Source organism: Chryseobacterium antibioticum, from assembly GCF_012927325.1.
Taxonomy (GTDB): Bacteria; Bacteroidota; Bacteroidia; order Flavobacteriales; family Weeksellaceae; genus Chryseobacterium; species Chryseobacterium antibioticum.
In genome coordinates this window covers 100,191-124,218 of record NZ_JABBGI010000013.1, presented here as the reverse complement: position 1 = coordinate 124,218, position 24,028 = coordinate 100,191, and the positions used below count along the sequence as shown (strand labels likewise).

General features: G+C 32.1%; 22 protein-coding genes. All 22 read right to left on the bottom strand.

The genetic code is table 11. The annotated features are described in order from the left end of the window. Positions 1-55 precede the first annotated feature (55 nt). The 22 genes from HHL23_RS11835 to HHL23_RS11730 all read right to left on the bottom strand — a co-directional run bounded on the left by HHL23_RS11835 (position 56) and on the right by HHL23_RS11730 (position 24,027). On the bottom strand, positions 56-427 hold the full coding sequence (locus HHL23_RS11835; protein WP_169235010.1) for a septal ring lytic transglycosylase RlpA family protein: 372 nt from the start codon (positions 425-427) through the stop codon (positions 56-58). Positions 428-1,046: 619 nt separating this feature from the next. Continuing rightward, positions 1,047-1,775, bottom strand: coding sequence for a hypothetical protein (locus tag HHL23_RS11830; protein WP_169235009.1), 729 nt, complete (start codon positions 1,773-1,775; stop codon positions 1,047-1,049). A 19-nt stretch (positions 1,776-1,794) separates the two neighbouring features. After that, entirely contained in the window at positions 1,795-2,460 is a 666-nt protein-coding gene (locus tag HHL23_RS11825) for a hypothetical protein (RefSeq protein WP_169235008.1), read from the bottom strand. Between the two features lie 344 nt (positions 2,461-2,804). Next, positions 2,805-4,106 (bottom strand): 30S ribosomal protein S12 methylthiotransferase RimO, encoded by a 1,302-nt coding sequence (rimO, locus tag HHL23_RS11820; RefSeq protein WP_169235007.1) that lies wholly within the window; start codon positions 4,104-4,106, stop codon positions 2,805-2,807. Between the two features lie 95 nt (positions 4,107-4,201). Next, positions 4,202-4,747: a dTDP-4-dehydrorhamnose 3,5-epimerase gene (gene rfbC, locus HHL23_RS11815; RefSeq protein WP_169235006.1), complete on the bottom strand. Its 546-nt coding sequence runs from the start codon at positions 4,745-4,747 to the stop codon at positions 4,202-4,204. Between the two features lie 10 nt (positions 4,748-4,757). Beyond that, positions 4,758-5,720 (bottom strand): MraY family glycosyltransferase, encoded by a 963-nt coding sequence (locus HHL23_RS11810; RefSeq protein WP_169235005.1) that lies wholly within the window; start codon positions 5,718-5,720, stop codon positions 4,758-4,760. A 3-nt stretch (positions 5,721-5,723) separates the two neighbouring features. Then, complete coding sequence (locus tag HHL23_RS11805) at positions 5,724-6,617, bottom strand: NAD-dependent epimerase/dehydratase family protein (RefSeq protein WP_169235004.1); 894 nt, start codon at positions 6,615-6,617, stop codon at positions 5,724-5,726. Continuing rightward, a complete protein-coding gene (locus tag HHL23_RS11800) occupies positions 6,618-7,823 on the bottom strand; it encodes a glycosyltransferase family 4 protein (RefSeq protein WP_169235003.1) in 1,206 nt (401 codons plus the stop codon). Next, positions 7,823-8,959 (bottom strand): non-hydrolyzing UDP-N-acetylglucosamine 2-epimerase, encoded by a 1,137-nt coding sequence (wecB, locus tag HHL23_RS11795; protein WP_169235040.1) that lies wholly within the window; start codon positions 8,957-8,959, stop codon positions 7,823-7,825. The genes HHL23_RS11800 and wecB overlap by 1 nt, the downstream gene beginning before the upstream one ends. Further along, positions 8,907-9,791, bottom strand: coding sequence for an O-antigen ligase family protein (locus tag HHL23_RS11790; protein WP_169235002.1), 885 nt, complete (start codon positions 9,789-9,791; stop codon positions 8,907-8,909). Before HHL23_RS11790 ends, wecB begins: the two co-directional genes overlap by 53 nt. 332 nt (positions 9,792-10,123) lie before the next feature. After that, the gene (locus HHL23_RS11785; RefSeq protein ID WP_169235001.1) at positions 10,124-11,242 is read right to left on the bottom strand and encodes a polysaccharide biosynthesis C-terminal domain-containing protein; all 1,119 of its coding nucleotides are present in this window, start codon (positions 11,240-11,242) and stop codon (positions 10,124-10,126) included. A gap of 1 nt (position 11,243) precedes the next feature. After that, positions 11,244-11,666 (bottom strand): WxcM-like domain-containing protein, encoded by a 423-nt coding sequence (locus tag HHL23_RS11780; RefSeq protein WP_169235000.1) that lies wholly within the window; start codon positions 11,664-11,666, stop codon positions 11,244-11,246. Positions 11,667-11,674: 8 nt separating this feature from the next. Then, positions 11,675-12,709, bottom strand: a complete 1,035-nt coding sequence (locus HHL23_RS11775) for a polysaccharide biosynthesis protein (RefSeq protein WP_169234999.1) — start codon at positions 12,707-12,709, stop codon at positions 11,675-11,677. Positions 12,710-12,720: 11 nt separating this feature from the next. Then, complete coding sequence (gene asnB, locus HHL23_RS11770) at positions 12,721-14,532, bottom strand: asparagine synthase (glutamine-hydrolyzing) (protein WP_169234998.1); 1,812 nt, start codon at positions 14,530-14,532, stop codon at positions 12,721-12,723. A gap of 3 nt (positions 14,533-14,535) precedes the next feature. Further along, on the bottom strand, positions 14,536-15,306 hold the full coding sequence (locus tag HHL23_RS11765; protein WP_169234997.1) for an AglZ/HisF2 family acetamidino modification protein: 771 nt from the start codon (positions 15,304-15,306) through the stop codon (positions 14,536-14,538). Then, positions 15,300-15,917, bottom strand: coding sequence for an imidazole glycerol phosphate synthase subunit HisH (gene hisH, locus HHL23_RS11760; RefSeq protein WP_169234996.1), 618 nt, complete (start codon positions 15,915-15,917; stop codon positions 15,300-15,302). Before hisH ends, HHL23_RS11765 begins: the two co-directional genes overlap by 7 nt. A gap of 1 nt (position 15,918) precedes the next feature. Beyond that, entirely contained in the window at positions 15,919-17,064 is a 1,146-nt protein-coding gene (locus HHL23_RS11755; protein WP_169234995.1) for an N-acetyl sugar amidotransferase, read from the bottom strand. 111 nt (positions 17,065-17,175) lie between these two features. After that, complete coding sequence (locus tag HHL23_RS11750) at positions 17,176-18,339, bottom strand: glycosyltransferase (protein ID WP_169234994.1); 1,164 nt, start codon at positions 18,337-18,339, stop codon at positions 17,176-17,178. 76 nt (positions 18,340-18,415) lie between these two features. Then, positions 18,416-19,978 (bottom strand): T9SS type A sorting domain-containing protein, encoded by a 1,563-nt coding sequence (locus HHL23_RS11745; RefSeq protein ID WP_169234993.1) that lies wholly within the window; start codon positions 19,976-19,978, stop codon positions 18,416-18,418. Between the two features lie 233 nt (positions 19,979-20,211). Beyond that, on the bottom strand, positions 20,212-21,594 hold the full coding sequence (locus HHL23_RS11740; protein ID WP_169234992.1) for a right-handed parallel beta-helix repeat-containing protein: 1,383 nt from the start codon (positions 21,592-21,594) through the stop codon (positions 20,212-20,214). A gap of 17 nt (positions 21,595-21,611) precedes the next feature. Next, the gene (locus tag HHL23_RS11735; protein WP_169234991.1) at positions 21,612-22,790 is read right to left on the bottom strand and encodes an O-antigen polymerase; all 1,179 of its coding nucleotides are present in this window, start codon (positions 22,788-22,790) and stop codon (positions 21,612-21,614) included. Between the two features lie 7 nt (positions 22,791-22,797). Next, the gene (locus HHL23_RS11730) at positions 22,798-24,027 is read right to left on the bottom strand and encodes an oligosaccharide flippase family protein (protein ID WP_262889241.1); all 1,230 of its coding nucleotides are present in this window, start codon (positions 24,025-24,027) and stop codon (positions 22,798-22,800) included. Between the last annotated feature and the right edge of the window lies 1 nt (position 24,028).

Here is a 24,028-nt window from a genome sequence, read left to right as displayed (position 1 = left end):
CAAAATAAAAAGCCAGCTGAAAATCAGCTGGCTTTTTTAAATTTAAATCATAAATTTAGTCGACAATTTCATATTCTACCGGAATGGTCCCACGATTGGTATCCCCGATTTCATTGAACGCAGCTTTAGAAATATCTAATGCTCTTGATGCATGGAAAGGTCCTCTATCATTAATCTTCACTATCACCTGTTTTCCATTGTTCAGATTGGTAACTTTAATATTAGTTCCAAACGGAAGCGTTCTGTTTGCAGCGGTAAGCTTTGAATTACTAAAGATCTCTCCGCTTGCTGTTTTTCTACCATTAAACTTATCGTGGTAGTACGATGCATAACTTGTTTTCTTCGCATCTAAGGTATTATTTGTAAAAGAATAAACACCTAAGGTTGAAATCATCATTATGATTACGAGAATGAATCTTTTCATCATCTTGAATTTTATTGGTTTTGACGGAGCAAATGTATAAGGAATGTTCTAAAGTCCCTACTCCATATGTTAAAATCCGTTAATGAAAACCAAATTATATGTTAACAGAGCCTGTAAGTTCCTATTAACAGGGATTTTAGACCACATTGTTAAAAAACGTTAAAAAAACAGGTCAAAAGTTAACATAATTAACTTGTTGTCGAAAAACTCAAAAACAAAAATTCAAAACTCACTATAAATCAAAATGTTACGTAAATCATAAAAATCTAATAAATCAAATAAAGTTATTTTAAAAATTAAATTTTTTAAGATGCTCAATCTACAGAATAGGTTTGACAGAAGCCATTTAAGCCCGTTGGTCGTAATAAGGCATCTCTATTTTAACACCCTATTTAACATCAGACTTAAATTATGTCATAAATTCATTACCTCCAACCTGAGAAAATAAACTGTATTTCAAAGCAATCCTCTTCATTATATCATCAAATTGGATACCAAATAAACTTTTTAATGATCTAATATCTTCTCTTTCTTCATATTATTGGTCTTTGATCGTTCTCTTTTAAATCAAAAAAACCAATGATTGCTCATTGGTTCTTTATATAATAAGTTATATTTTATCTTATTTCAAATATTCAATTACATAGTCATATGTTCCAGAAGGATACACTACTGACATGCTAGGTGAACCTGTAATCGCATTTCCAGCGCTGGTTGCAATCGTATAAGAATATAAGCTTCTGTCATAAACAGTGTTTGTACCTGCTTTATAAATGGTAATACCATATAAAGTTGTCATACCTGTAGGAGAAGGAATATTTACTGCAGTAGAAGAACCAGTTGCAGTGAAAGTACCCTTGATAGCATAAACTTGCTTACTTGCTACTAATGTATTTGTTTCTGTTTCAGCAGTGGTTACGTCAAATTTAGGATTACCTCCACCTATTGGTCTCCAAACTCCACCAGTTACGTTAGAATTTGATGCACCACTTGGATTATAGAAATAATAATATCCCGGTGTTACTGGTGTTGCTGTTGAAGATCTGTTACCAGCTGTTAATGTAGTACCTGTAGCATTATTATATACCATCATACCATCAAAAAAAGTTGGGAATGTAACACCATCTGCTAATGTAAGATCAAATTCAAAATTAACTAAATTTACACTCGGGATTAATACTCCTTTACCCACATTAGGACCAGCACCAGCTTCAGTACTAAAAGAGCTACTTAAGTCTATTCCTACATTTGAATTATTAATGCTAGACTGAACACTATTATTAACGTTTACCTGAGCATTGATCAAGGAACCAAAAGCTACAATAGCTAAAAAACTAAATATATTTTTCATCTTGTTTTAAATTTTAAAATTATTTTTGTGGAACAGCCCAAAGAGTTCCTGTCCAAATGAATTCAATTCCTCTACCCTGATTAACTGCTAAATTCGCCCCTACAGGTGTTAGCCCTACAAAAGTCAATCCTGTTGCAGTAGTATTGTTATTAATAACCTTAATAACACGACCTATATCCGCTGCTGTATTTGTCAGTACAGGAAGTGTAATTGCAACACCTACACTAGCTTGTGTAACTATAATATTATCCGCCGCCGCAACACTATAAGCACCTGCAGTAACAAATGTTACATTACCTCTAATTCCTTCATATCTTTGAGGGGTTGCAGCACCGCCTCCTCCTACAGGTTTCCATTCAGGAACCGTATTATCAAAGTAATAGAATCCTGCTCCGGTAATTTTCACTTTTCTAGCGCCAGAACCAGTTCCAGAAGTAATATAAACAATAGCTCCATTCTGTGGAGCGCCATAAGTACCAGAAGTATCATCTTTAGTAGACAATTCTGCTGCGGTCATACGAGGGACTAATAAGGCGTCAGGTCTGGCATTATCGGTAGTATTGGCTACTACGTCTAATGTAGCGGAAGGTGCAGTTGTGTTAATACCTACACGCCCCGTTGTCTGAGCCTTGGAAACTGCCGAAAGGCCAACGAGCATTGTCGCTGTTAATAAAATTTTTTTCATAAGTTTTTAAAGATTAAATTACATTATTTTCCATCAATATTTCCAAACTGGAAGTGCATCTCAACTTGTGCAAATCATAAAGGTTAACTATTTTTCAACCTTTATTTAAATAGGCAACTGCTTGAAGCATTTGATTTTAAAACATTGCTTATTGCGCAAATTTAAGACATAATTTTTGAATTAATTCATTTTATGCAAAAAAAATAATAGACTTTTATCTATCAAAACAATAACTTACTGAAAATCAGGAATATCAGAAATTTAACAACTCTATAAATTGTGTTAATATTACTAATTTTTTGGAGAAAGCATGAACATATTACAATTAGACAAGAGACACATTATCAGACTAATTCGCCATATAAGTCAAACTCTTCTGCTGAAGTTATTTTCACTTCTGCAAACTCTCCTATGGAGATGTAAGTTTCAGCAGCAGAAACCAAAACGGTGTTATCTACATCGGGTGAATCAAATTCTGTTCTTCCGATAAAATAATTGCCTTCTTTTCTGTCAAATACACATTTAAATGTTTTACCGATCTTTTCCTGGTTCTTTTCCCAGGAAATCTGTGACTGCAACTCCATAATTTCCTCAACTCTTGCTTCTTTCACTTCCTGTGGAATATCATCTTCCAGTACGTAAGCACCGGTATTTTCTTCGTGAGAATATGTAAAGCATCCCAATCTGTCAAATTTCTGCTCTCTTACCCAATCTTTCAGCTCCTGGAATCTTTCTTCAGTTTCTCCGGGATAACCTACGATCAATGTAGTTCTAACAGCCATATCAGGAACTTTTTCTCTGAACTTAGCCAGTAATGCATCCGTTTTTTCATGTGTCGTTCCTCTCTTCATAGATTTCAATAGATCGGAATTGATATGCTGAAGAGGAATATCTATATAATTACAGACTTTAGGTTCTTCACGAATGATATCAAGAACATCTTCCGGAAAACCACTTGGGAAAGCATAATGAAGACGAATCCATTCGATTCCGTCAATTTTTACAAGCTCTTTTAAAAGTTCTCCAAGTGCACGTTTTTTATAAATATCTAGACCGTAGTAGGTAAGATCCTGTGCGATAAGAATAATCTCTTTTGTTCCTTTCTTTGCCAGCTTTTGAGTTTCCAAAACCAATTTTTCAATAGGTGTGGAAACATGCCCTCCTCTCATTAAAGGAATTGCACAGAAAGAGCACGGCCTGTCACAGCCTTCGGAAATTTTAAGGTATGCATAATGTTTAGGAGTTGTTGTCAATCTCTCTCCTACCAGTTCATGCTTATAATCTGCACCAAGGTGCTTCAGTAAAATAGGAAGATCTCTTGTTCCAAAATACTGATCCACATCAGGAATTTCTTTAATAAGATCCGGTTTGTATCTTTCGGATAGACATCCTGTCACAAAAACTTTTTCGACTTCGCCTCTGTTTTTTGCTTCTACATAATCAAGGATGGTATTGATAGACTCTTCTTTTGCATTATCAATAAATCCGCATGTGTTGATCACTACGATATCTCCGCGTCCTTCATGAACTACATCTTTTCCGTTAGCTTTCAGCTGGCTCATTAATACTTCAGAATCGTATACATTCTTGGAGCATCCAAGCGTAACCACATTGATTTTCTTCTTCCCTACAGATTTTGTGCGCATCGTTTTGATTTTGAGTGGGCAAAGATACAAAATAATAAAGGAGTAAGGATCAAAAATTGAAAACCACTTTTATAAAGTGGTTTTCAAGGTTTTATTTAAAAGTTTTTCTCCCTAAAACTAGGTGCATTTACATCTTTTTCAGAAAGTACCATATCTTTTTCATCAATCTTCCAGTCTATCATCAAATCCGAATCATTGAATTTGACACTTCCTTCAGATTCTTTATTGTAAAAATTATCGCATTTATAAGAAAAAACGGCTGTTTCGCTCAAGACCGAAAATCCATGTCCAAATCCACGGGGAACATACATTTGGATTTTGTTTTCTGCTGTAAGCTCTATTCCGAACCATTTTCCAAAACTTGGGGAATTTTCTCTGAGATCAACTGCTACATCCCATACTTTCCCTTCCAGACATGACACCAATTTAGCCTGAGCATGTTCTCCCTTCTGTAAGTGGAGTCCACGAAGAACGCCATAAGAAGATTTTGAAATATTATCCTGAACAAAATGTCCGTTCATTCCGGTGAGTTCCTCAAATTTTTTCTCATTAAATTTTTCAAAGAAATAACCTCTCTCATCTTCAAATATGGTGGGTTCTATGATATAACAGTCTTTAAGTGGAGTTTCTTTTATTTTCATGGTGATGTTTCTATAAATTATACTCTTTTTTTAAACTCCATTTTAATCCTAAATAAATTCCACCTGCAGGAATAAATATAATCAAAATAACAGCCCAAAGAGGAAGTTCTGAATGAATTAAAAATATATTAACTAATAATTGACAAACAGCATATACAGAACTTACGATCAGGTGTGAAACTTTTTTCTCATTGGCAAAAAGCTGATACAAATGTCTTCTGTGGGCCTCAAAAATATTTTCTTTTAAAAGGATTCTTTCTATAATGGTAAGCACGACTTCCATTCCGTAAATTGAAAGTAACAGGATATATTTGTATTCCCCTGTCCTCATGATAAGAAGTGTAATAAGCCCAATTACCCAAAAGCCTATTCCCATACTTCCAACATCCCCTGCAAAGCATTTCGCTTTATTTCTAAAATTAAAAAAAAGAAATACCAGACATGCTAAAATCGGATACAGGATAAAATTTTCATTGGTAAACTGAATGACATCTTTATTGATATATGCCAGCGAACCCAAAGTAACAAGGCTATAGACTCCCGTCATGCCATTAATACCGTCCATAAAGTTATAAGCGTTCAATGTCCCGATAATGATCACAAAAAGTATTGGCCATACCCAGAAAGGCATTAAAGTAAAAGCGCCTGTAAAGTATAAAAGAAGGACTACGGAAATCAAGTGAACGGAGAGCCTGATCTTGTTTGATAAAGTCCGAACATCATCAACAAAGCTGATGGTACATATCGCCAAAAGCCCTAACCCGAAAGACCAATAATCCTGTATGGTTTCATTTAGATTAAACAGACAGAAAATAATAAATGCAATAGGAAAAATAATTCCTCCTCCTCTTAAGGTTATCTGTGTATGTGCACTTCTGTGGTTGGGTTTATCGATAATATTATAGTGGTCGGCAATTTTAAAGTAAGCCAACATCGATATAAAAAGTAAAATTGTTACAATTGCAAATTCCATAAATTATATTTGAAATTTTTCCATTACATTGGAAGGATTAAAATCTAATTCTCTTTTCATCTTTTCGTTAGAAAAAGTAAGAGAATCTGTAATCTTTCTTAATCTTAAAGAATTAATAGGGGCTTTATTCCCGAGTAAATCGCCTACTTTTGCCAATGATATAGCAACAAAATAGGGGATACTTGCCGATGATTTTTTATTTAAAATATTTGAAATTTTATCTGATATCTCTTTAAAACTAGGATTGTCACTATCACAGACATTATAGATCCCGCTATTTTTACCAATAACTTTAGCTGTCAGATCTGCAAAATCTTCTACCCAAAATATGCTCTTCCTTGCTTCTCCCCCTGCAATATTAAAATACTTCCCTTTTTTTACAGCATTGATCATATCTCCCAAATTACCGGGTGGATTTGGACCAGCAATCAGTGACGGTCTTAAAATAAATAATTTTACATTATTAGCCTTGCACCAATCGGTAAGAAATTTTTCAGCCAAAATTTTACTTTTTGCGTATGGGGTATAACCTCCTAAAGCTGTATTTTCAGTTATATCATCCCCAAAATCTTTTCCATATACAGCAACTGTGCTGATAAAAATAAAATATTCAGGAATATTTTTCTCCAAAGCTTTACAAAGATTCTTTGTCCCTTCAAAATTTACAGTATAAAAGAGATTCTCTTCTTCTTTATTTTGAGGAATAGAATGTGCTTTGCCAGCAGCGTGGAAAATGATATCGAACGTTTCTTCAAATGGAACGATCGTATTTGTTATATTATAAATATAATCTGCGTTACTGGTACCAAAAGTTTTTACTTGGAATTTTTTTTCTCTAAGTAAAGGAATTACATTTTTCCCTAAAAAACCGTTAGCCCCTGTGAATAGCACTTTCATTTAAATAATATTATAAAATTTGTTCAATATGATACTTTCTGAAAATTTTTCTTTAGCTACTTCTCGAGCTTTTTCTTTTTTCAATTCTAAATCTAAGATCGATTTTTCATCAAAAGAATTAAAAAAATCCAGAAGCTGTTGATGTTCGAAATGCTGAAATGAATATCCTATATTTTCTTTTTTCACAAGCAAATCAATTTCACTGTTTTGTTCACCAATATATAAAATAGGTTTTCCCGCAGCTAAGATATTATATGTTTTCGATGGAACCCCAAGTCCAAACATTTTAGGGGCTAAACTTACAAATGCTACATCTGCTTTATTTAATACTGAAAGCTGGTCTTCTCTCGAATAAGCTCCGTCAAAATAAACATTTTGCAACTGATTATCTTCTGCATATTCAATCATCTTCTGCTTTACAGCTCCTTCCCCTACAAAATAAAAAGCAAGTTTACTGTTATTTACTTCTTTGATAATCTCTAATAATTCCAGTAAACCCTGGACTCTACCTATATTTCCTGCATACTGAAAAATGATCTTATCCTGTATGGAAGAGTCATTTTTAAAAGCATGTTGTTTTGAGAGCGGATAAATATTTTGCACATCCCCCCAGTTTTCAATGATCTCAATTTTTGCTTTATGATTGTATCTTTGAATCTTGGTCTCAATAACTTTCTGCATGTCTCTACCCAATGTGATGAGTTGATCAGCGTTTGAATAAGCTTTATCAAAAATGCTTCTTAGCATTTTGTAGATAAATGATTTTTCGGATTTTATGATTCCTGCCGGAATTGTATTTTCCGGAAAAACATCATGTACTAAAATTATTAATTCAATTTTTTTGAATCTTTTAAGTATTGAGATAAGCAAAATCAAAGGAGCCGGATTGGTTACAATAAAAACTTTCTCCCCTTTCTTAACGTTTTTCCAAAGATAGAAGAAGATCGAAAGACTTAGAAGAATAAATCTGAGTGATCTGCTCACCAGACTATTTTTATTCCCTCCGAAACCTTTTATTCTATGAACAAAAACATTAGAATTAAGAGTGAAATTTTCACTTTTCTTGTGCTTATCATATACAGGATCTCCGCAAACCACTTTTACATTATATTTCCCTGACAGCTTATTTGCTATTTTGGTCAGAATAAAAGAAGTCGAGGTTTCCTCGGGATAAAAAAGTTCAGTTGCGATCCAAAGATTTTTCATTACTTTTTGCTCCAAACTACTCTGTTTATGTAATCGGTATAACTCAGAATGATACGCACCATTTTCTCAGATACATTGGGCATAGAATAATCAGACACAGGTCTGTAATTTCTTTCTTCACCTGTTTTCTGCTGTTGAAGTTGCGTAAGTCCCTGCAAAATTCTTTCCGGAGAAAGACCTACCATCATTACCGATGCTTCTTCCATGGCTTCAGGTCTCTCATGGGCATCTCTGATATTAAGAGCTCTGAAGTTAAGAATAGATGATTCTTCTGAAATGGTTCCAGAATCGGACAATACAGCATAACTCCTCATCTGAAGCGCATTATAATCGTGAAAACCCAATGGCTTTAAAAACTGAACTTCTGGTCTTACTGATACCTTCATCTTATCAATCATATTTCTTGTTCTAGGGTGTGTAGAAACAATGATAGGATATCCAAATTTTTCAGCAATGGCGTTAAGACTCTCTATTAATCCCTTAAAATTCTTTTCTGAATTAATATTTTCTTCTCTATGCGATGATACTACAAAGTATTTCCCTTCCTCCAGGTTTAATCTTTTTAATACATCAGAACTTTCGATTTCAGGTAAATAATGATTTAAAACCTCAAACATAGGTGATCCAGTTTTGATGATTCTATCGGCAGGAAGACCTTCTCTTAACAAATATTCCCTTGCAATATCGGAATATGTTAAATTGACATCTGAAGTATGATCAACAATTTTCCTATTGGTTTCTTCCGGAACTCTTTGATCAAAACATCTGTTTCCAGCTTCCATGTGAAAAATAGGAATCTGTCTTTTCTTTGCCGGAATTGCACACAGACAAGAATTGGTATCTCCTAAGACTAAAAAGGCATCGGGCTGAAGCTCTTCAAGAACAGGATCAATTTTTATTAAGATATTTCCAACTGTTTCGGTGGCTGTTTTTCCTGCTGCTTCCAGAAAGTAATCAGGTTTACGCAAACCTAAATCTTCAAAGAAGATCTGATTGAGTTCATAATCGTAGTTTTGTCCTGTGTGAACAATAATATGTTCTATAGCCTCAGAGGCATCCAAAGCTGATAATACTCTTGATAATCTAATGATCTCCGGTCGCGTACCCACGACTGTCATCACTTTTAATTTTTTCATCATAACAAAATAAAATTATAGATATAATTACTGCTGAAAAGCACCAAAATTCAATATTGGCAAAGATACAGTAAGAAGTTTGAACAAGAACCAGATACTGAGCGAAAAATAAAAAGTAAGGTAAATAATAGATATTTTCTTTAATATATCTTAGTTTAAATTTCCCAAGATCTTTAAAATATAACCCAAATGAGATCAAGCCAATTATTCCCATACTCATCAAGACCTCTACAAAAATATTGTGCGGATACATTCCGTCTTCAAATAAAGTAGCTCCTCCAAATAATGGATTACTTTTAAAAATGTCCCATCCTTTTGATAAATATTGTGATCTTCCATATGCATTACCTTCAAAAATTGCATCGTAAATTCTTACAATATATTCGGTAGAAAGAAGACTATGTCTCAGATAATAGATGCTTATTATAAAAATGATTACAAAGGATAATAATGCCAGCCAATACTTCAGCTTATTGATGTAAAAGAACATTATCATGACAAGTACGGCAGCTGCTAAAATAGGACTTCTTGCAGAGGAAATCAATATGGTAAATAAACCCAATCCTACTCCAAGAATCGATTTCAGTTTCTTTTGAGGTGATATGAAATAATAAAATACTGATAAGATAATCAATGAAAGTCCATAGTGTCCGGTATTGATATAATAGCTAACAAATATTCCGGCTGATCTGGCAAAGATGTGGCTTATCAAAATAACATATAAACAACTACATCCCAATATAATTAATAAAAAATTAAAAGTTAGACTGGTCAGCTTTCCGATCATTCCTTTTGAAAAATCGATACTGATAAGAGCAACAAAAGGAATCATATTCAGACAGATTATCCTTATATAAATCTCATGTTCCTGGCTCTTTGCTCCAGTAGAAAAAGTATAATGATTAAAACTATAAAAGGTTTTACATAAATAAAGAAGCCAAAAAAGACAAATAAAAAATATTGTTGATCTCCTTTTTTTTACATTTTCAAAATTTTTATATATAATATATGTAGCCGTACAAAATGTAATAATACGAAAAGGAACAATAAAATAATGGTTAGATGTATTGAATGGAATAGCAAATGAATAAAAAAATATATATCCAAAAGTGATCAGGAAAACGAAAAAGAAATCTATAGTATTCTTTTTTATTAGCTCCATATTTAAACTTCCAAAAAGTAAGTATCAGAATCTTCAGCATTAAACGGTTCGTTGATCCAGAAAATGGTATACAATTCTTCTTCTCCAATATTCTTTATATTATGGGTATACCAGATTGGCATATCTACATAAGCCGGCTCATTTCCATCCAAATAAAAATCCAATACTTCATGTGTATCAATTTTTCTGAGCTGTATTAATGCCTTTCCTTTTATTACAGCAAATCTCTCTATTTTTCTGGTATGAAAATGATTTCCACGTGTAATTCCCGGAACTGTTGTGGAAAATGAACACTGCCCACCAATGCCCAGTCTGATTACTTCAACAAAAGCACCTCTTGGATCTATATGTTGGGTAAACTTTACGGGATAATGATCTTTAATCTCAAAATAACAACGGAAAGTATTGAAAAGATTTAAATCAAACTTTGTTGTCAGTTCAGGGATTTCTCCATTTTCAAAATATAAGACTCTATATTTCTCCAGTTTACCTAAAACTTCTGACACTTTGTTTTCTGAAGTATGTGGAACTTCATATAAATTGTTCGTTTCAGCAGTTTTGATTTTCTCAATAATTTCCTGAACCAATTCTCCAACATAAATAAGTTTTACTTCGCCATCATTATCAATAACAGGGGTTTCACCATGAGTAAGTTTATGACAAAACGTGGCAATAAAGGAGTTATAATTAGGCTTTCCAAACGGTCCAAAAACATTAGGTATAATTAATCCGGTGAAATGACCTCCGGATTTCCCGGCCCATTCTGCAAAAAGTGCTCTTCCTTCTTTTTTAGATCTTCCGTACAAGTTATCTTTCTCTTCCTGAGAAGATGATGAAAATAGTATATGTGCTTTGGACTCTGTTCTTTCCAGTGAACCTATTAAAGTTTTCACTAGCTCAATATTGTTATTAAAAATTACTTCAGGATCAGGATGCCGGTTCATAGCTGCCAGATGCACAATGACATCACAGTGTTTTACAAAGTTATCCAGTTTCTCGGAATCTTCAAAAAAATGTCTTTCAAAATCAATTCTTTCAAATTCATCAGGTTTTAAACCTAAGGTATTGTATAAATGTGAGCCTACAAACCCATTCTGTCCTGTAATTCCTATTCTTTTCATCTTATAAATTTTCAAAATAATCTAAAGGAAAACGAAAATCATCATCTATTTCTCCTAAAGAATAATCTGCCATTACTAATAGTTTTGAACCTTTTTCTCCTGCCTGGATAGCACTTACATATCCTTTGGGTACATGGAGAACATTTAATTTTTCTGAATCAATATCAAACGTCAAAACATTTGATACTCTTGATGGCTTTTCCCAGTTATCGATTTTGATCAGCCTGATCACGAAACTTCCTTGAAGTACTGAAAACCAACGTTGCTCAATTTTATGACCGGTCCAACCTCGTATAAATTCTGTATCTGCATTTTCTATACAGTACATCCTTTTAATTTCAGAAGCATTGAAATTATTATTAAAAATAAGGTTCCCTCTTTCATCAGAATACTTTCCACCTTCAAAAATTTCCGGAATTGCCATATTTATTTTTAATCTGGATATTGTAATATATCTTCTCCTAAAACCTCTTTTCTTATTAGCGGAAGCTTCAATAAAAGATTTTTCATTCCTTCTACATCCTGTTGTTGTGTATTATGAGAGTGGTAATCTTCTATTTTAGATATATCTTCTACTCCTTCAGAAAAATACTGGGCATAATTAAGGTCTCTGTTATCAGCAGGAATTCTGTAGAAATTGCCCATATCCTCGGCTTTGATCATTTCTTCACGGGTACACAAAGTCTCATATAACTTTTCTCCGTGTCTGGTTCCAATAATTTTTATAGGATTGTCTGCTTTAAACATTTCCTTTAACGCCTGAGCCAGATCACCTATGGTACCTGCGGGCGCTTTATTAACAAACAAATCTCCGGGATTTCCATGTTCAAATGCAAATAATACTAAATCGACAGCTTCTTCCAATGACATTAAAAATCTGGTCATATTAGGATCTGTGATTGTAATTTCACCTCCGTTTTTGATTTGTTTTATAAATAATGGTATAACGGATCCTCTTGAGGCCATTACATTCCCATATCTGGTAAGACAAACAACCGTTTCCTCTAAATTTCTGGAGGCAGCTACCGCTACTTTTTCCATCATAGCTTTAGAAATCCCCATTGCATTGATAGGATAAGCTGCTTTATCTGTACTTAAGCAAATTACTTTTTTAACCTTATTACTAGCTGCTGCATCGATAACATTCTGTGTTCCCTCAACATTGGTTTTTACAGCCTGCATCGGGAAAAACTCACAAGAAGGCACCTGTTTCAATGCTGCTGCATGAAAAATATAATCTACACCTCTTGTCGCAGGTTCCACGCTTTTATAATCTCTTACATCACCGATATAAAATTTCAATTTATCATTCTTAAATTGATTTCTCATATCATCCTGCTTTTTCTCATCCCTGGAAAAAATACGGATTTCTTTAAAATAATCTGTATTTATAAATTTTCTCAAGACTGCAGTTCCAAATGAACCGGTTCCTCCTGTAATAAGAAGTATTTTATCTTTAATCTGCATATGCGTTTTTATTATTCTATTTTCATATTATAGAGTCTTTCCCAGACTGCAATGTTATAAAGTCTCCATTCCAAATCTCTATCTGCTATAAAATTAAATTTCTTTTTTGAAATTTCCTTTATAATTTTAGAGTTATTAATAACTTCTAAAATTTGTTCAGATCTTGGCCACCAATATTTGACTGGAGGTTCAAAACCAATCTTTCTTTTGTTGTATGTAATTTCATCCGGCAAAAATTTCTCTAAATTTTTTCTAAGGATATATTTAGACCAGCCTTCTCTTATTTTGTAGTTATTATTAATAGAAAGACATGTTTCAATAAGGTTATAGTCTAAAAAGGGCAGCCTTGATTCTATCGAATAAGCCATAGAGTTTTTATCTTCCCATTTTAAAAGTTCAGGCAATTGACACCAAAAGATTTCGTTTTTTTGAAGTTCAAATATATTTTTATATGATTTTGTAAGGTCTTTAGATTTTGAAAAATCGATTGTACTAAAGTACTTATTTTTTAAAATTCTTCCTCTTGTTTTAAAACGTGCTTTTTTTACGAAAAAATTGGAAAAATAAAAATAGGTAGCGATACCTTCACCAATAGATATATTATAATGACTTCTTACATTTCTTAAAAACTTCACCTTATTAAAGAAATTATGACTTCTTAAATAAGCAGCAGTATATCTACTATAGCCTAACAAAACTTCATCTGCACCCTGCCCTCCAAGAAATACTTTGATTCCTAATTTATTTGCCTCTTTCATTAAAAACTTTTGCATATAAATTGAAATACCTCCAAATGGTTCTTCATGCTTGAAAATTACTTCTTCAAAAGTATCTTTGAATTCATCTGATTTCGGTGTTATAATGTCATGATTAACTCCTAAAGTGCTTGTAGTAATCTTAGCTAGCCTACTTTCATCATTATCATTATCTATGGACCCTACTGTAATGGCAGTAAATTTCTCATCATTATCTGAATTATTTAGAATTTTAGCAGCTACTGATACAACGTAAGAACTATCGAGTCCTCCGCTTAATGCAGAACCAATCTTTACATCTGAACGAAGTCTCAGCTTTACTGAATTTTCAAACTCTTTTTCAAAAAGATCTATTGATTCTTCCAAATTTAGCTTATAAATCTCTTCTTTGTAAGGGATGTCGTAATACCTGTAAATATTAAATGTATTGGTAGCTAAATCATAAATAAGATTATGAGAACCGGGCAACTTAAAAATATTTTCAAAAAAAGTTTCATTCGTTTGGTCTGAAACATTAATAACTAAAAACTGTAAGAGTACCTGAAGATTTGCTTTTTCAACTTTTTCAATTTCAAGTATCGGTTTTATTTCAGAAGCAAAAATAAATTTTTCTTTATCTGTATAATAATAGAAAGGCTTGATCCCAAATCGATCTCTTGAACAAAATAATATATTTTTCTTAAAATCAAAAATGGCGAAAGACCACATTCCGTTAAATCTCGTTACACATTTTTCACCCCAAAAGTCATAAGATGCTAGTAAAACTTCGGTATCTGAGGTTGTTTTAAAGAAGTAGCCATGTTGAATGAGTTCTTCTCTAATTTCAACATAGTTGTAAATAGTCCCATTGAAAACCATTACATGTTTGTCATCTAAAAAAAAAGGCTGATTTGCCGATTCGCTGACATCAATAATTGATAGTCTTCTATGACCAAGTCCTAAATTTTGATTTACAAATAAGCCTTCTGCATCAGGCCCTCTATGTGACATCTTATCTGTCATTTTTTTTAGAGACTCTTCTAATACTATGGTCGAATTTTTATATATTAAGCCAGCGATACCGCACATTAATTAAAAATACTTTTTTATGAGACTTTCTTTATCTATAAAATTAGGATAGTTAATTAACACTGCCTTTAATTTTCCTTTAAAAACAAATAAACTTCCAGCCGCAGCTCCGATTATTCCAAACTTACTGATAAGTTCACCAACATCTTCTAATTTACCGGCTCCTCCTATTGCAGTAAGCGGTAAAGTTGTTTCATTTCTTGAGGCCTCTATAAGTTTTACATCATACCCTTTCATTTCACCGTCTTTGTCAATAGAATTAATTACTATTTCGCCTGCCCCAAGCTGTTCAAACTTTTTAATTAATTCAAATGGTGATTTTCCGGTGGCTTTTTTTCCGTTATGGGTATAAACCTCATATCCTCCAAATAATTTCTTTTTTACATCCAAAACCACAACAACGCTCTGGCTTCCAACTTTTTCGGATATTTCTCTGATAATATCAGGATTATTAATTGCTCCGGCGCTGAAAGCTATTTTTTCTACACCTAAGGAAAAAATTCTCTGTGCCTGTTCTACAGTTGTTACGCCTCCTCCATAACACAAAGGCATTCTGCATTCTTCAGCCCAATTCTCAATCATTTTAAAATCGGGACCTCTTCCTTCTACGGTAGCGTCTATATCTAAAATAATAAGTTCATCGACTTCCTTTTCATTAAAAATTCTAACGGCATTCATCGGGTCACCCAAATATCTTGGATTTTTGAAATGTTCGGTTTTTACCAATCCTTTATCATGAACCAAAAGGCAGGGTATAATTCTTGGTCTTAACATCTTTCAGCAAAGTTCTTTAATAGTTGGATTCCAAAATGGTGGCTTTTTTCAGGGTGGAACTGTGCTCCAAAAATGTTATCATGATTGACAGCACTGGTAAAATTTATTCCATATTTTGTTTCTGCAATAGAGTCATTCTGATCATTACACTTAAAGTAATAACTGTGCAGAAAATAATATCTGGGATCTACTTCCAAATCTTTAAGTAGAGGGGTGTCTTTTACAATCTCAATATCATTCCACCCCATATGTGGCAATGGCAGTTTGGCAGAAACCTGTGAAGCATCAAATTTATGAACGTACGCATCTATCCACCCCAATCCGGGAAGACTGCCTTCATCACTTCCTTTTGCCATCATCTGCATACCTACGCATACCCCCACTACTGGAACTTTTTGATTAATAACAAGCTCATTTACTTTTTCTTTCATTCCGGAATCCGTAAATCTCTGCATTGCATAATCAAAGTGTCCTACTCCAGGAAGAATAAGTTTTGTTGCACCATCCAGTTCCTCAACTGTTTTTGCCGTGGTAGCCGGAATATTAAGCTGTTTATATATATTCAGGAAAGCGTTGATATTACCAACGCCATAATCGATAATTGTAACCATATTATTTAAACGCTCTTTTTTCAAGACCTAACAACTGCATAACCTTAGTTCCCAATTGTATTAATTTATAATTATTTTTATAGTCTTTGAAACTTTTATTAGGACCATTGAAATATCCCCAAAGTTCATCCACTGTAAAGTCAAGTTTTTTAGCTACATATTCAAATTCCTTCATTAATTCATCTTCAGGAAGCTCTGATCTTGAAACTCTGTCTAAAGCCGCTTCTCTTGTCAGCTGACCTGTAAGAACTAAACTTGATAAGTGATTTTTTCTTTTATCAAATCCAAATTTTCTTGGTAACCAGAATGCTTCGTAGAATCTTGTAAATCTTGATTCATGGTGCTTGTGCTGATATCTCTGCCATCCGAACTTTTCTTCTAAAAGATCTTCAGCTTCTTTTTTGATAAATCTTGTATGATCAAGAGGTTTTACCACTCGGACACCATTGATCAATCTATATTGAATTTTATATTTAAAAATATCACATCTTGGGAAAGTCTTCAGTTTTCTTTCACCAAACTTTTTATGAATGTCATTTACATACTTCATATCGGTTTGATAATAAGCTCCCCAATGAAGAGGTTCTCTTACACATTCTGTAGAGAAGTTCCCTCCGGTTAAGATATATTTAATTCCGTTTTTCGCACAGTAGTTATAAAGTGATGAGAAGAACACCAAATCCTGAGGAGTATCAATATCCGGAACCTGAGATTTTATAAAAGCTCTCTGAAGATCTTTCATCTCTTCCCAATTGATAACATCCGTATATAGGTCTAAACCTAAACCGTCTACAAGATTTTTAATATTATTGGTAGAAACATCTGAATTCCATCCTGCATCCACATGGTAAAGCATTGGTCTCAACCCCCATTTTGCTACGGCCAGATACACTAAGTACGAGCTATCCAAACCACCGGAAATACCTATGATACAATCATAATCTTTTCCTTTACCTTCGGCTTTTATTTTATCGATAACTTTTTGAATTTCCTGCTCACCCTGTTCATTAGGATGCCAGTTTGGCAAAATATTGTTATAATAATTTCCACAATAGTCACATACCCCTTTATCGTCAAATATAATTGTTTCATCAGTGGTATCCATAATACAGTTTACACAAACCTGTGGATTTCTATTTTCACTCATTTTATGAATTTTAATTGCAAAGTTAAATAATTATTACAGAACTCTATCTACTAAAAATTCCCATGTAGATCTCTATAACTTCTTTAATTTTAAGTTTTTTTAATACAAAAATTATTGGGGAATGCTGTCATATATATCTTTGTATATATCTGCTAATTTTTGCTTATATAAATTATAGTTATAGGTGTTTAAAAAGAAAGTTCTTAAACTCTTTTTATCAACCACCAGTTCATTTTTTAAAAGTTTTTTTAATATCATCACGAATCCGTCATAATCATCATATTCTATACCAAACCCAAAATTATACTTTTTTATTTCTTCTAAGACGTCTTTTTGTCCTGAGCTAACAATCATTGGAGTTTCAACCATTAAGCAATCAAAATATTTAGTAGGGAAAGCATAAACATTATTTAATAATTTAGGATCATAAAGCTGCGGTACAACAATTGACTTTTGAATTATTTTTAATGCGTGAAGATACGGCACCTTGGGTAAAAATGTTACATTCTTTTTAGAATTTAAAAAACTAATTTCACTTTCGTCTCTTAAGTCCCCTGCAAAAACAAAATGAAACTCTGACAAATTTTCATCCTGAATCGCTCTGAATAGTAATTCTTTACCACGTGTTTCTGAAAAATAACCCAATATGGGTATCAGAGGTTTTTCAACAGGAATGTTATATAATTTTTCTAAATCAATATCTTCTAACTGATTATATACGTCCTCAGCTGAATTCGGCAGAACAAAGTATTTATTTTTCGGTAGCTTAAACATTCCGTAGTGAGAGAAATATTGCTTATCCGGAAAAATAACGAAATCTGAAAATTTCATACACAAATTATCTAAAAATCTAATAATAGAGGATATAACAATATTTACGCGATATGAAACCGCTACGTAATCTCTAGGATCATATATCACTTTAGATTTTCTATTGATAAACAATCGGTAAAATAATGCCGGAAAAATTGTATAAAAGGTAAATGCAATAACTAAACTAGGCTTTTTCTCTAATAAGGTTTTAAATAACCACATCTGATATTTCACAAATTGCACAAGCACGCCAAAACTTCTGGGTGGTGCTGTTTCCTTATATACTTTTTTAGGAATGTTCTTAAAAATCTCTTCATTTATTTCTCTCTCATGTCCCAGCCTTGCCCAATAGACAAATTCCAGCTGATCAAAATTTTCATTTAAAGCATTTACAACTCTTCTTGTTGCTGTGGTTGCATCAAAATAATCTGCAAATAATAACAATGACTTTCTCGTTCCCAATTTAAATATTTATTTAACGTTGTTTAAAAATTTTTGACCCCTCTTAATTTAGAAATATAATAAAATTTAAAATGAATTAATTTTTTATAAATTTAATGGTCTCTTGTTGAATTCTCAAGATATAAACTCCTTTCTGTAAGTATGAAACATTAATTTTCATAGATTCATCTAACTTGCCCTTTAACACGTCTTTACCTGTTAAATCATATATACCATATACTTCATTTGTTTTAACAAGTGTATTTTCATTAAAACTGATAGCGTCTTTTACCGGATTTGGGTAAATATTCAAAATTTCTTTTTTATTGACCTTATCATCAACCCCTAAAAATTCCTGATCTATTACTCTAAAAACAAATCTGGCAAGCTTTCCACCTGGGGTATTTGATTCACCAAAAACAAGGAGTTTATTTGTGATAGGCTGCACCATAATATCTTTAAGATTTGCATCGTAATTGCTATAGATTGTTTGCGTTAATATTCCGGTACCATTCAGGGAGCTATCCAAATTCCCATTGATATCCAACTTAGCGATCATAGGCATATAATTAGAAGTGCCATTTTTATTATTGTCCCCAACTAAATAAATTTTATTATTAATGATCTTCATACTTCTACTATTGAAGTATTCAATACCTGTAAGGGTTTTATATCCATTTTGTCCAAAACTGGTATCTAAGCTACCATTGCTATTCAATCTCATTAATAAATTCCTCGCCGGACCGTACGCTTTTACCAACACAAGAATTTTATTATCTTGTGTTATTCCAATGCTTTTAGGAGTAAATCCTTTATTAGGCTCGGGTGCCTGCACCGATATTCCATTCGTCCCAAAAGAAGTATCTATCGACCCATCTGCATTGATTTTTCTGATAAAAATATCATGTATTCTTTCGTCTTTATTATAATTGGAGGTTGTAAAATAAAAATTATTATTGCCATCAGTTGTTACGCTGGACGTATAATCACCTGGTCTGTTTTGAGTATATACTTTCATTCCACTTCCATTAAATGAAGTATCCAATACGCCCTGAGAATTAAATTTGACTATTCCAAATTTAAAATCCTGGAATCCTAAATACATGAATACAGAATTATCAGCAAGAACTTTAATATCTAAAACTTGAAATGTGGATTGCCCTAAAAAACTGGCATATCCAAGACTAGTGAAGGTATTTCCATCCAATGAAAATTTACCTAATCTATATGAATCAAGATTATTGGGATAATTTAGACCAGCAACAATGTTTTCACCATTGTGATTGCTATATAGCGTTTTACTCCTAATATTAGCATTAAGAGACCAGTCACAAGTAGCTACAGAATAACCGTTGTTTCCATATGTTAATTCCAGCTTTCCTTCTGCATCATATTTTTTTATTTTAAAATTAGAACCTATCACATCGTTATCAACGTTTTTATCCAGGACTCTACCTGAAAAATCTGTGTTATTAACAGCTAAATACGGAGCAAGCTGTGTTTGATAAATGCTCTCGCTTTCATAGGTTCCGTTATTTTGAACCAATGGGTATTCTAATCTTCCATTAACACCATAAGTGTTGTCTACACTTACAGTTTGTGAAAATAAATTCGTATAAAACAGAATTCCTAATAAAAAAATAAAGTTTTTTGTTTTCATAATTAATCAGTTGAATTAGTTTAACATTTTGGCATCAGCCTTCCTAAGCTTTACTCGATAAATACAGTTTAGGTAGGCATGTTAAATTTCAGATTACTTTATAGAATCTCCCTAGAATTTTTTTCACTGTCACATAAGAACCTATTAAAGAAAATTAATATTTCCTAACCTATCTGTGAAGTTTTTAAAATTCATATCATTTTTAAATATCCTAATCTTTTTTCACTATTATTTTAAGGTTGATTAAAGGTTTTCGAGCCACTCAACTTAGAACCAAACTGATTCCCTGTAAACTCTTTAAATTTGACTTTCTTATCAGAAAATCTCGCTCCAAAATCTCTGGCTCCGATAAATTTATTATTTTTAATACTGATTGTTTTCTGATCTCCATCGGGAATATATAAAGAATACTGGGTGTACTTAGGATCACCTTTTATATAATTGTTTACTATTTCCCTATTGCTTCCTCCCTGTACAAAAATACCTGAACTAAGACCATTTTTATCATTCCCTTCTAAACCTACATTTGTTATGACATTACTATCTATATTTATATTACTGCCGGATCCTTCATCAAAAATTCCATTTTGCTGTATATCCTGGACGGTATTTTTATATACCGTTAAATCATAATTTTCTTTCAGATAAATACCGGATCTCTTCGCATTCAAAATCTGGTTTTCAGAAACCTTAGCTACTTTTGAATACCTAATATTAATTCCATCCTGTCCAATGTTTTTTAAAATATTGCCGGTAATAAGTACTTCTTCTGCATAAACTTCGTTTCCTTCAGAGTTATTGATAAGTATACCATCTCCTATTCCTGTATCAGAAATAGTATTGTTTTTTACTAATATATTTTTACTAATTCCAGGAATTTTCTTGTTTCTGTTTTGTATTTTTATACCTGAACCTTTAACATTTGTAATTTTATTATTTTCAATAATAATATCTGAACATGAGGCATCTACATAAATTCCATGCTCTAATGGCAAATTATAGATTTGATTTTCTTTTATAACTATATTATTACTTCCCTCAGCAATCATAATACCCTGTGAGCTATTCGTAATCTTGTTGTTTATAATACGAATACCATCTCCACCCAGTGTAATTCCAGTGACATCTTTTTGATAATATTTAGGGTCATTTAAGCCAATACCTTCACAGTAATTATTTTCAAATAATATATTTTTCACTTTTCTTAGTCCTGAAACAGGTGAATAAGAAAAGTTATAAAAATTATTTTCTTTTATAATCATGTTTTCGGCTCCAAAACAATATATACCAACGGACAACGAGGAAGAGGTTGGGGAATAATCATTTCCATATCCTCTCAAATTGAATCCAGAAATCGATATATTTTTCTTACCTACACAATCAAAAATTGGTTTCCCAGCTAGAGTTTGTATAATCGTAATATGGTTTCCTATTAATTTATGCCCATCTCTTAAATATAAAGTTCCCTTAATTTTAAAGGTTTTATTAAGTGGAAATTCAACTACACTTTTTCCATCAAGTAAGGTTTGTAAATACTTAGTATCATCTTCATAGCCTTTAATGAAAATGTTTTCTACAGATAATAAAATAGATAATATTAATAAGATTTTTGCCATTTGTGATTTTTATAGAATTATTTAAATCTTATGTACTTTACCATTAAATAGAATAATAAATATCCATTACTTAATAGATTTCCTATTAATCCGGAGCTAAACAGATTATAAAATAGCAGTGGAATAATACATATTACAACTATGTTCTTGGTATTGATCATATCCTTAACAATTTTGCCTAATAAAAAAGAAAAAAGAAAAACACCAATAAATCCATAATTGATAAAAGCTTCTATTAAATAAAACTGGTTTGCATTTCCTGTTTCACTTCCTCCAAACTGGCTTTGATACAGAGCTCGTTCAAAATTTACACGCTCCAGCCCCAATATAGATGAAAGCAAGCTACTGGTTGCTCCATATAAATATTCTCCATTAAACTGACTGGAAAAAAATAATTCCAATCCCTGATAAGCAGTAATAACCGGAACGGCAACCATTCTCCAGACAATAGCTTCAAAAATAGTATTAGGTATATGATATATACTAAAAAATGGCTCATCACGACTTACTGCAATGGCATCAAATTTTGAAAGAACAAACATCAAAGTTATCAAGGCTAAAATAAAACCTCCGCTTATCAATAAGTAAGTTTTTTTGTTCTTTGATTTGTAATAGAAAAAGATGAAAATCGGAATAGCAATTTTTAAAAAATAGCCTTTCTCCAAAAATGAAATGGAATATAAGACAAATGCTAACAGATAGAGATATCTAGATTTACTTTTATAAAAAAAAGCTCTAACAATAACAAAAGGGAAAAAAGTACTATCAATAATGGTAATTAAATATCCAAAAATAATTTCAAATCCCTTTCTCTCCTTCAAAAAGCCTTCCCTTAAGCCAAAAAGATCTTCTTGACTAGCACCTCGTAATGATGCAAGTATAGGCAATTCACCAGCTGTAACCATAATGAGTAATACAACCAATACATAAGCTCCAAATACGTATTTACTAAAAGTATCACCATTAATAACTAAATATTTCTTCGTATAGTTTGGAAAAAAATCTAGGTTAAAAGAAATTAGAAATCCAACTAATGATAAAAGTGTAATAGCAGCTAAAGTATCGCTAATATTTTCATCAACTGAGTCCCCCATAAAAAAAACAGGAATAATACAATAAAAAGTCAAAAAAATCACACAATAACCAATTGCGAATATTTTTTTTATTTTTTTTATATTGATTTCAGTACTGTGCATAAATGTTTTAGTTTTTATTTATTACACTCTTCATGATGTAATAATATATTGCATACAATATTGTTTCATGAATCACATAAATCCACAATAGTGTTTTTATTGAAAAAAAACAACCTATAATAAAAATCGTCATTGAAGTAAAGAAATAAATGGTCTGCCATCTTGCTACTTTATTTAGTTCTTTCTTTACAATTAGAATGGTGCTCAAGGGAGATACAATAAATTTCATCATAGATGCCAGAGCAATGATCTCAATAAATTCTCCTGCTTCCTTCCATGCTTTTCCAAAAACGATTATAGCCAAGTCTTCTCCAAAAAAGAACAAAGGCAAAAAAATAAAAACAGATATTATACAGAGTACATAAGTACTTTGTAAAAATGTTTTCTTTATTAAATCATATTTTTTCTCATTATAATAATCGGATAAATTTTTAAAATAAACTTGTCCTATTGCAGTGCTTATTACAGATATCGGAGCAGTAAGCACTCTATTCGACATAGAAAAAGACCCCAACTGTGCTGATGTATAAAACCTTTTTATAAAAAAAACAGGTGCATAGCTGCTTACTGTATTCATTAAAGAGGAAGGCAAAATCAAAGTAGGAAATTTTTTATATTCAAAAGCCAGACTTTTTATTTTTTGAAAATTTATCTGGCGGAGGTGTTTAAAAAAATTAAATACATATATAATAAAACAAAATAGACCTCCCAGTACATATCCATAGATCAATCCATTTTTGATATTACAAAAAATAAAGCTTCCACCGATAATTAGAACAGATTGAAAGATTCTAATAAGGTTTAAAGTTTTGTACTTTTTCATCCTATTATACCAATAGGATATAACATTATAGCAAACTGTAAAAAATATCGAAAATGGCAAAAGAAAATAAAAAAAATCCAATTCTATAAACCAACTTACAATATAAAAAACAATCCCTGTTAACAGACTAATTGACAAAGATAGTACTGATATTAATTTTATAATATTTTGTGCATCTTCATCATTTTCCGGTAAAACAATAGCATATTCATACATGCCGGAGGCACCCATACCAATAATAAGAGAAAAGGCCATGAAAATTGCCAGGTCTCCAAAGTTGGAGGGAGAATAGATTCTCGTCAATAAAGGACTGAAAAGAACAGGAATAAATTGACTAATCCCTGTTCCAATCATTAGCAAAAAAGAATTTCTGATGCTAGATGAATTAATTATATTTTTAAATTTGTCTCTCAAA

Bases quoted from the DNA above. Each gene is read 5' to 3' on its own strand.
- HHL23_RS11835 (WP_169235010.1), bottom strand. From the start codon at position 427: ATGATGAAAAGATTCATTCTCGTAATCATAATGATGATTTCAACCTTA.
- HHL23_RS11830 (WP_169235009.1), bottom strand. From the start codon at position 1,775: ATGAAAAATATATTTAGTTTTTTAGCTATTGTAGCTTTTGGTTCCTTG.
- HHL23_RS11825 (WP_169235008.1), bottom strand. From the start codon at position 2,460: ATGAAAAAAATTTTATTAACAGCGACAATGCTCGTTGGCCTTTCGGCA.
- rimO (WP_169235007.1), bottom strand. From the start codon at position 4,106: ATGCGCACAAAATCTGTAGGGAAGAAGAAAATCAATGTGGTTACGCTT.
- rfbC (WP_169235006.1), bottom strand. From the start codon at position 4,747: ATGAAAATAAAAGAAACTCCACTTAAAGACTGTTATATCATAGAACCC.
- HHL23_RS11810 (WP_169235005.1), bottom strand. From the start codon at position 5,720: ATGGAATTTGCAATTGTAACAATTTTACTTTTTATATCGATGTTGGCT.
- HHL23_RS11805 (WP_169235004.1), bottom strand. From the start codon at position 6,617: ATGAAAGTGCTATTCACAGGGGCTAACGGTTTTTTAGGGAAAAATGTA.
- HHL23_RS11800 (WP_169235003.1), bottom strand. From the start codon at position 7,823: ATGAAAAATCTTTGGATCGCAACTGAACTTTTTTATCCCGAGGAAACC.
- wecB (WP_169235040.1), bottom strand. From the start codon at position 8,959: ATGAAAAAATTAAAAGTGATGACAGTCGTGGGTACGCGACCGGAGATC.
- HHL23_RS11790 (WP_169235002.1), bottom strand. From the start codon at position 9,791: ATGATTCCTTTTGTTGCTCTTATCAGTATCGATTTTTCAAAAGGAATG.
- HHL23_RS11785 (WP_169235001.1), bottom strand. From the start codon at position 11,242: ATGAAAAGAATAGGAATTACAGGACAGAATGGGTTTGTAGGCTCACAT.
- HHL23_RS11780 (WP_169235000.1), bottom strand. From the start codon at position 11,666: ATGGCAATTCCGGAAATTTTTGAAGGTGGAAAGTATTCTGATGAAAGA.
- HHL23_RS11775 (WP_169234999.1), bottom strand. From the start codon at position 12,709: ATGCAGATTAAAGATAAAATACTTCTTATTACAGGAGGAACCGGTTCA.
- asnB (WP_169234998.1), bottom strand. From the start codon at position 14,532: ATGTGCGGTATCGCTGGCTTAATATATAAAAATTCGACCATAGTATTA.
- HHL23_RS11765 (WP_169234997.1), bottom strand. From the start codon at position 15,306: ATGTTAAGACCAAGAATTATACCCTGCCTTTTGGTTCATGATAAAGGA.
- hisH (WP_169234996.1), bottom strand. From the start codon at position 15,917: ATGGTTACAATTATCGATTATGGCGTTGGTAATATCAACGCTTTCCTG.
- HHL23_RS11755 (WP_169234995.1), bottom strand. From the start codon at position 17,064: ATGAGTGAAAATAGAAATCCACAGGTTTGTGTAAACTGTATTATGGAT.
- HHL23_RS11745 (WP_169234993.1), bottom strand. From the start codon at position 19,978: ATGAAAACAAAAAACTTTATTTTTTTATTAGGAATTCTGTTTTATACG.
- HHL23_RS11740 (WP_169234992.1), bottom strand. From the start codon at position 21,594: ATGGCAAAAATCTTATTAATATTATCTATTTTATTATCTGTAGAAAAC.
- HHL23_RS11735 (WP_169234991.1), bottom strand. From the start codon at position 22,790: ATGCACAGTACTGAAATCAATATAAAAAAAATAAAAAAAATATTCGCA.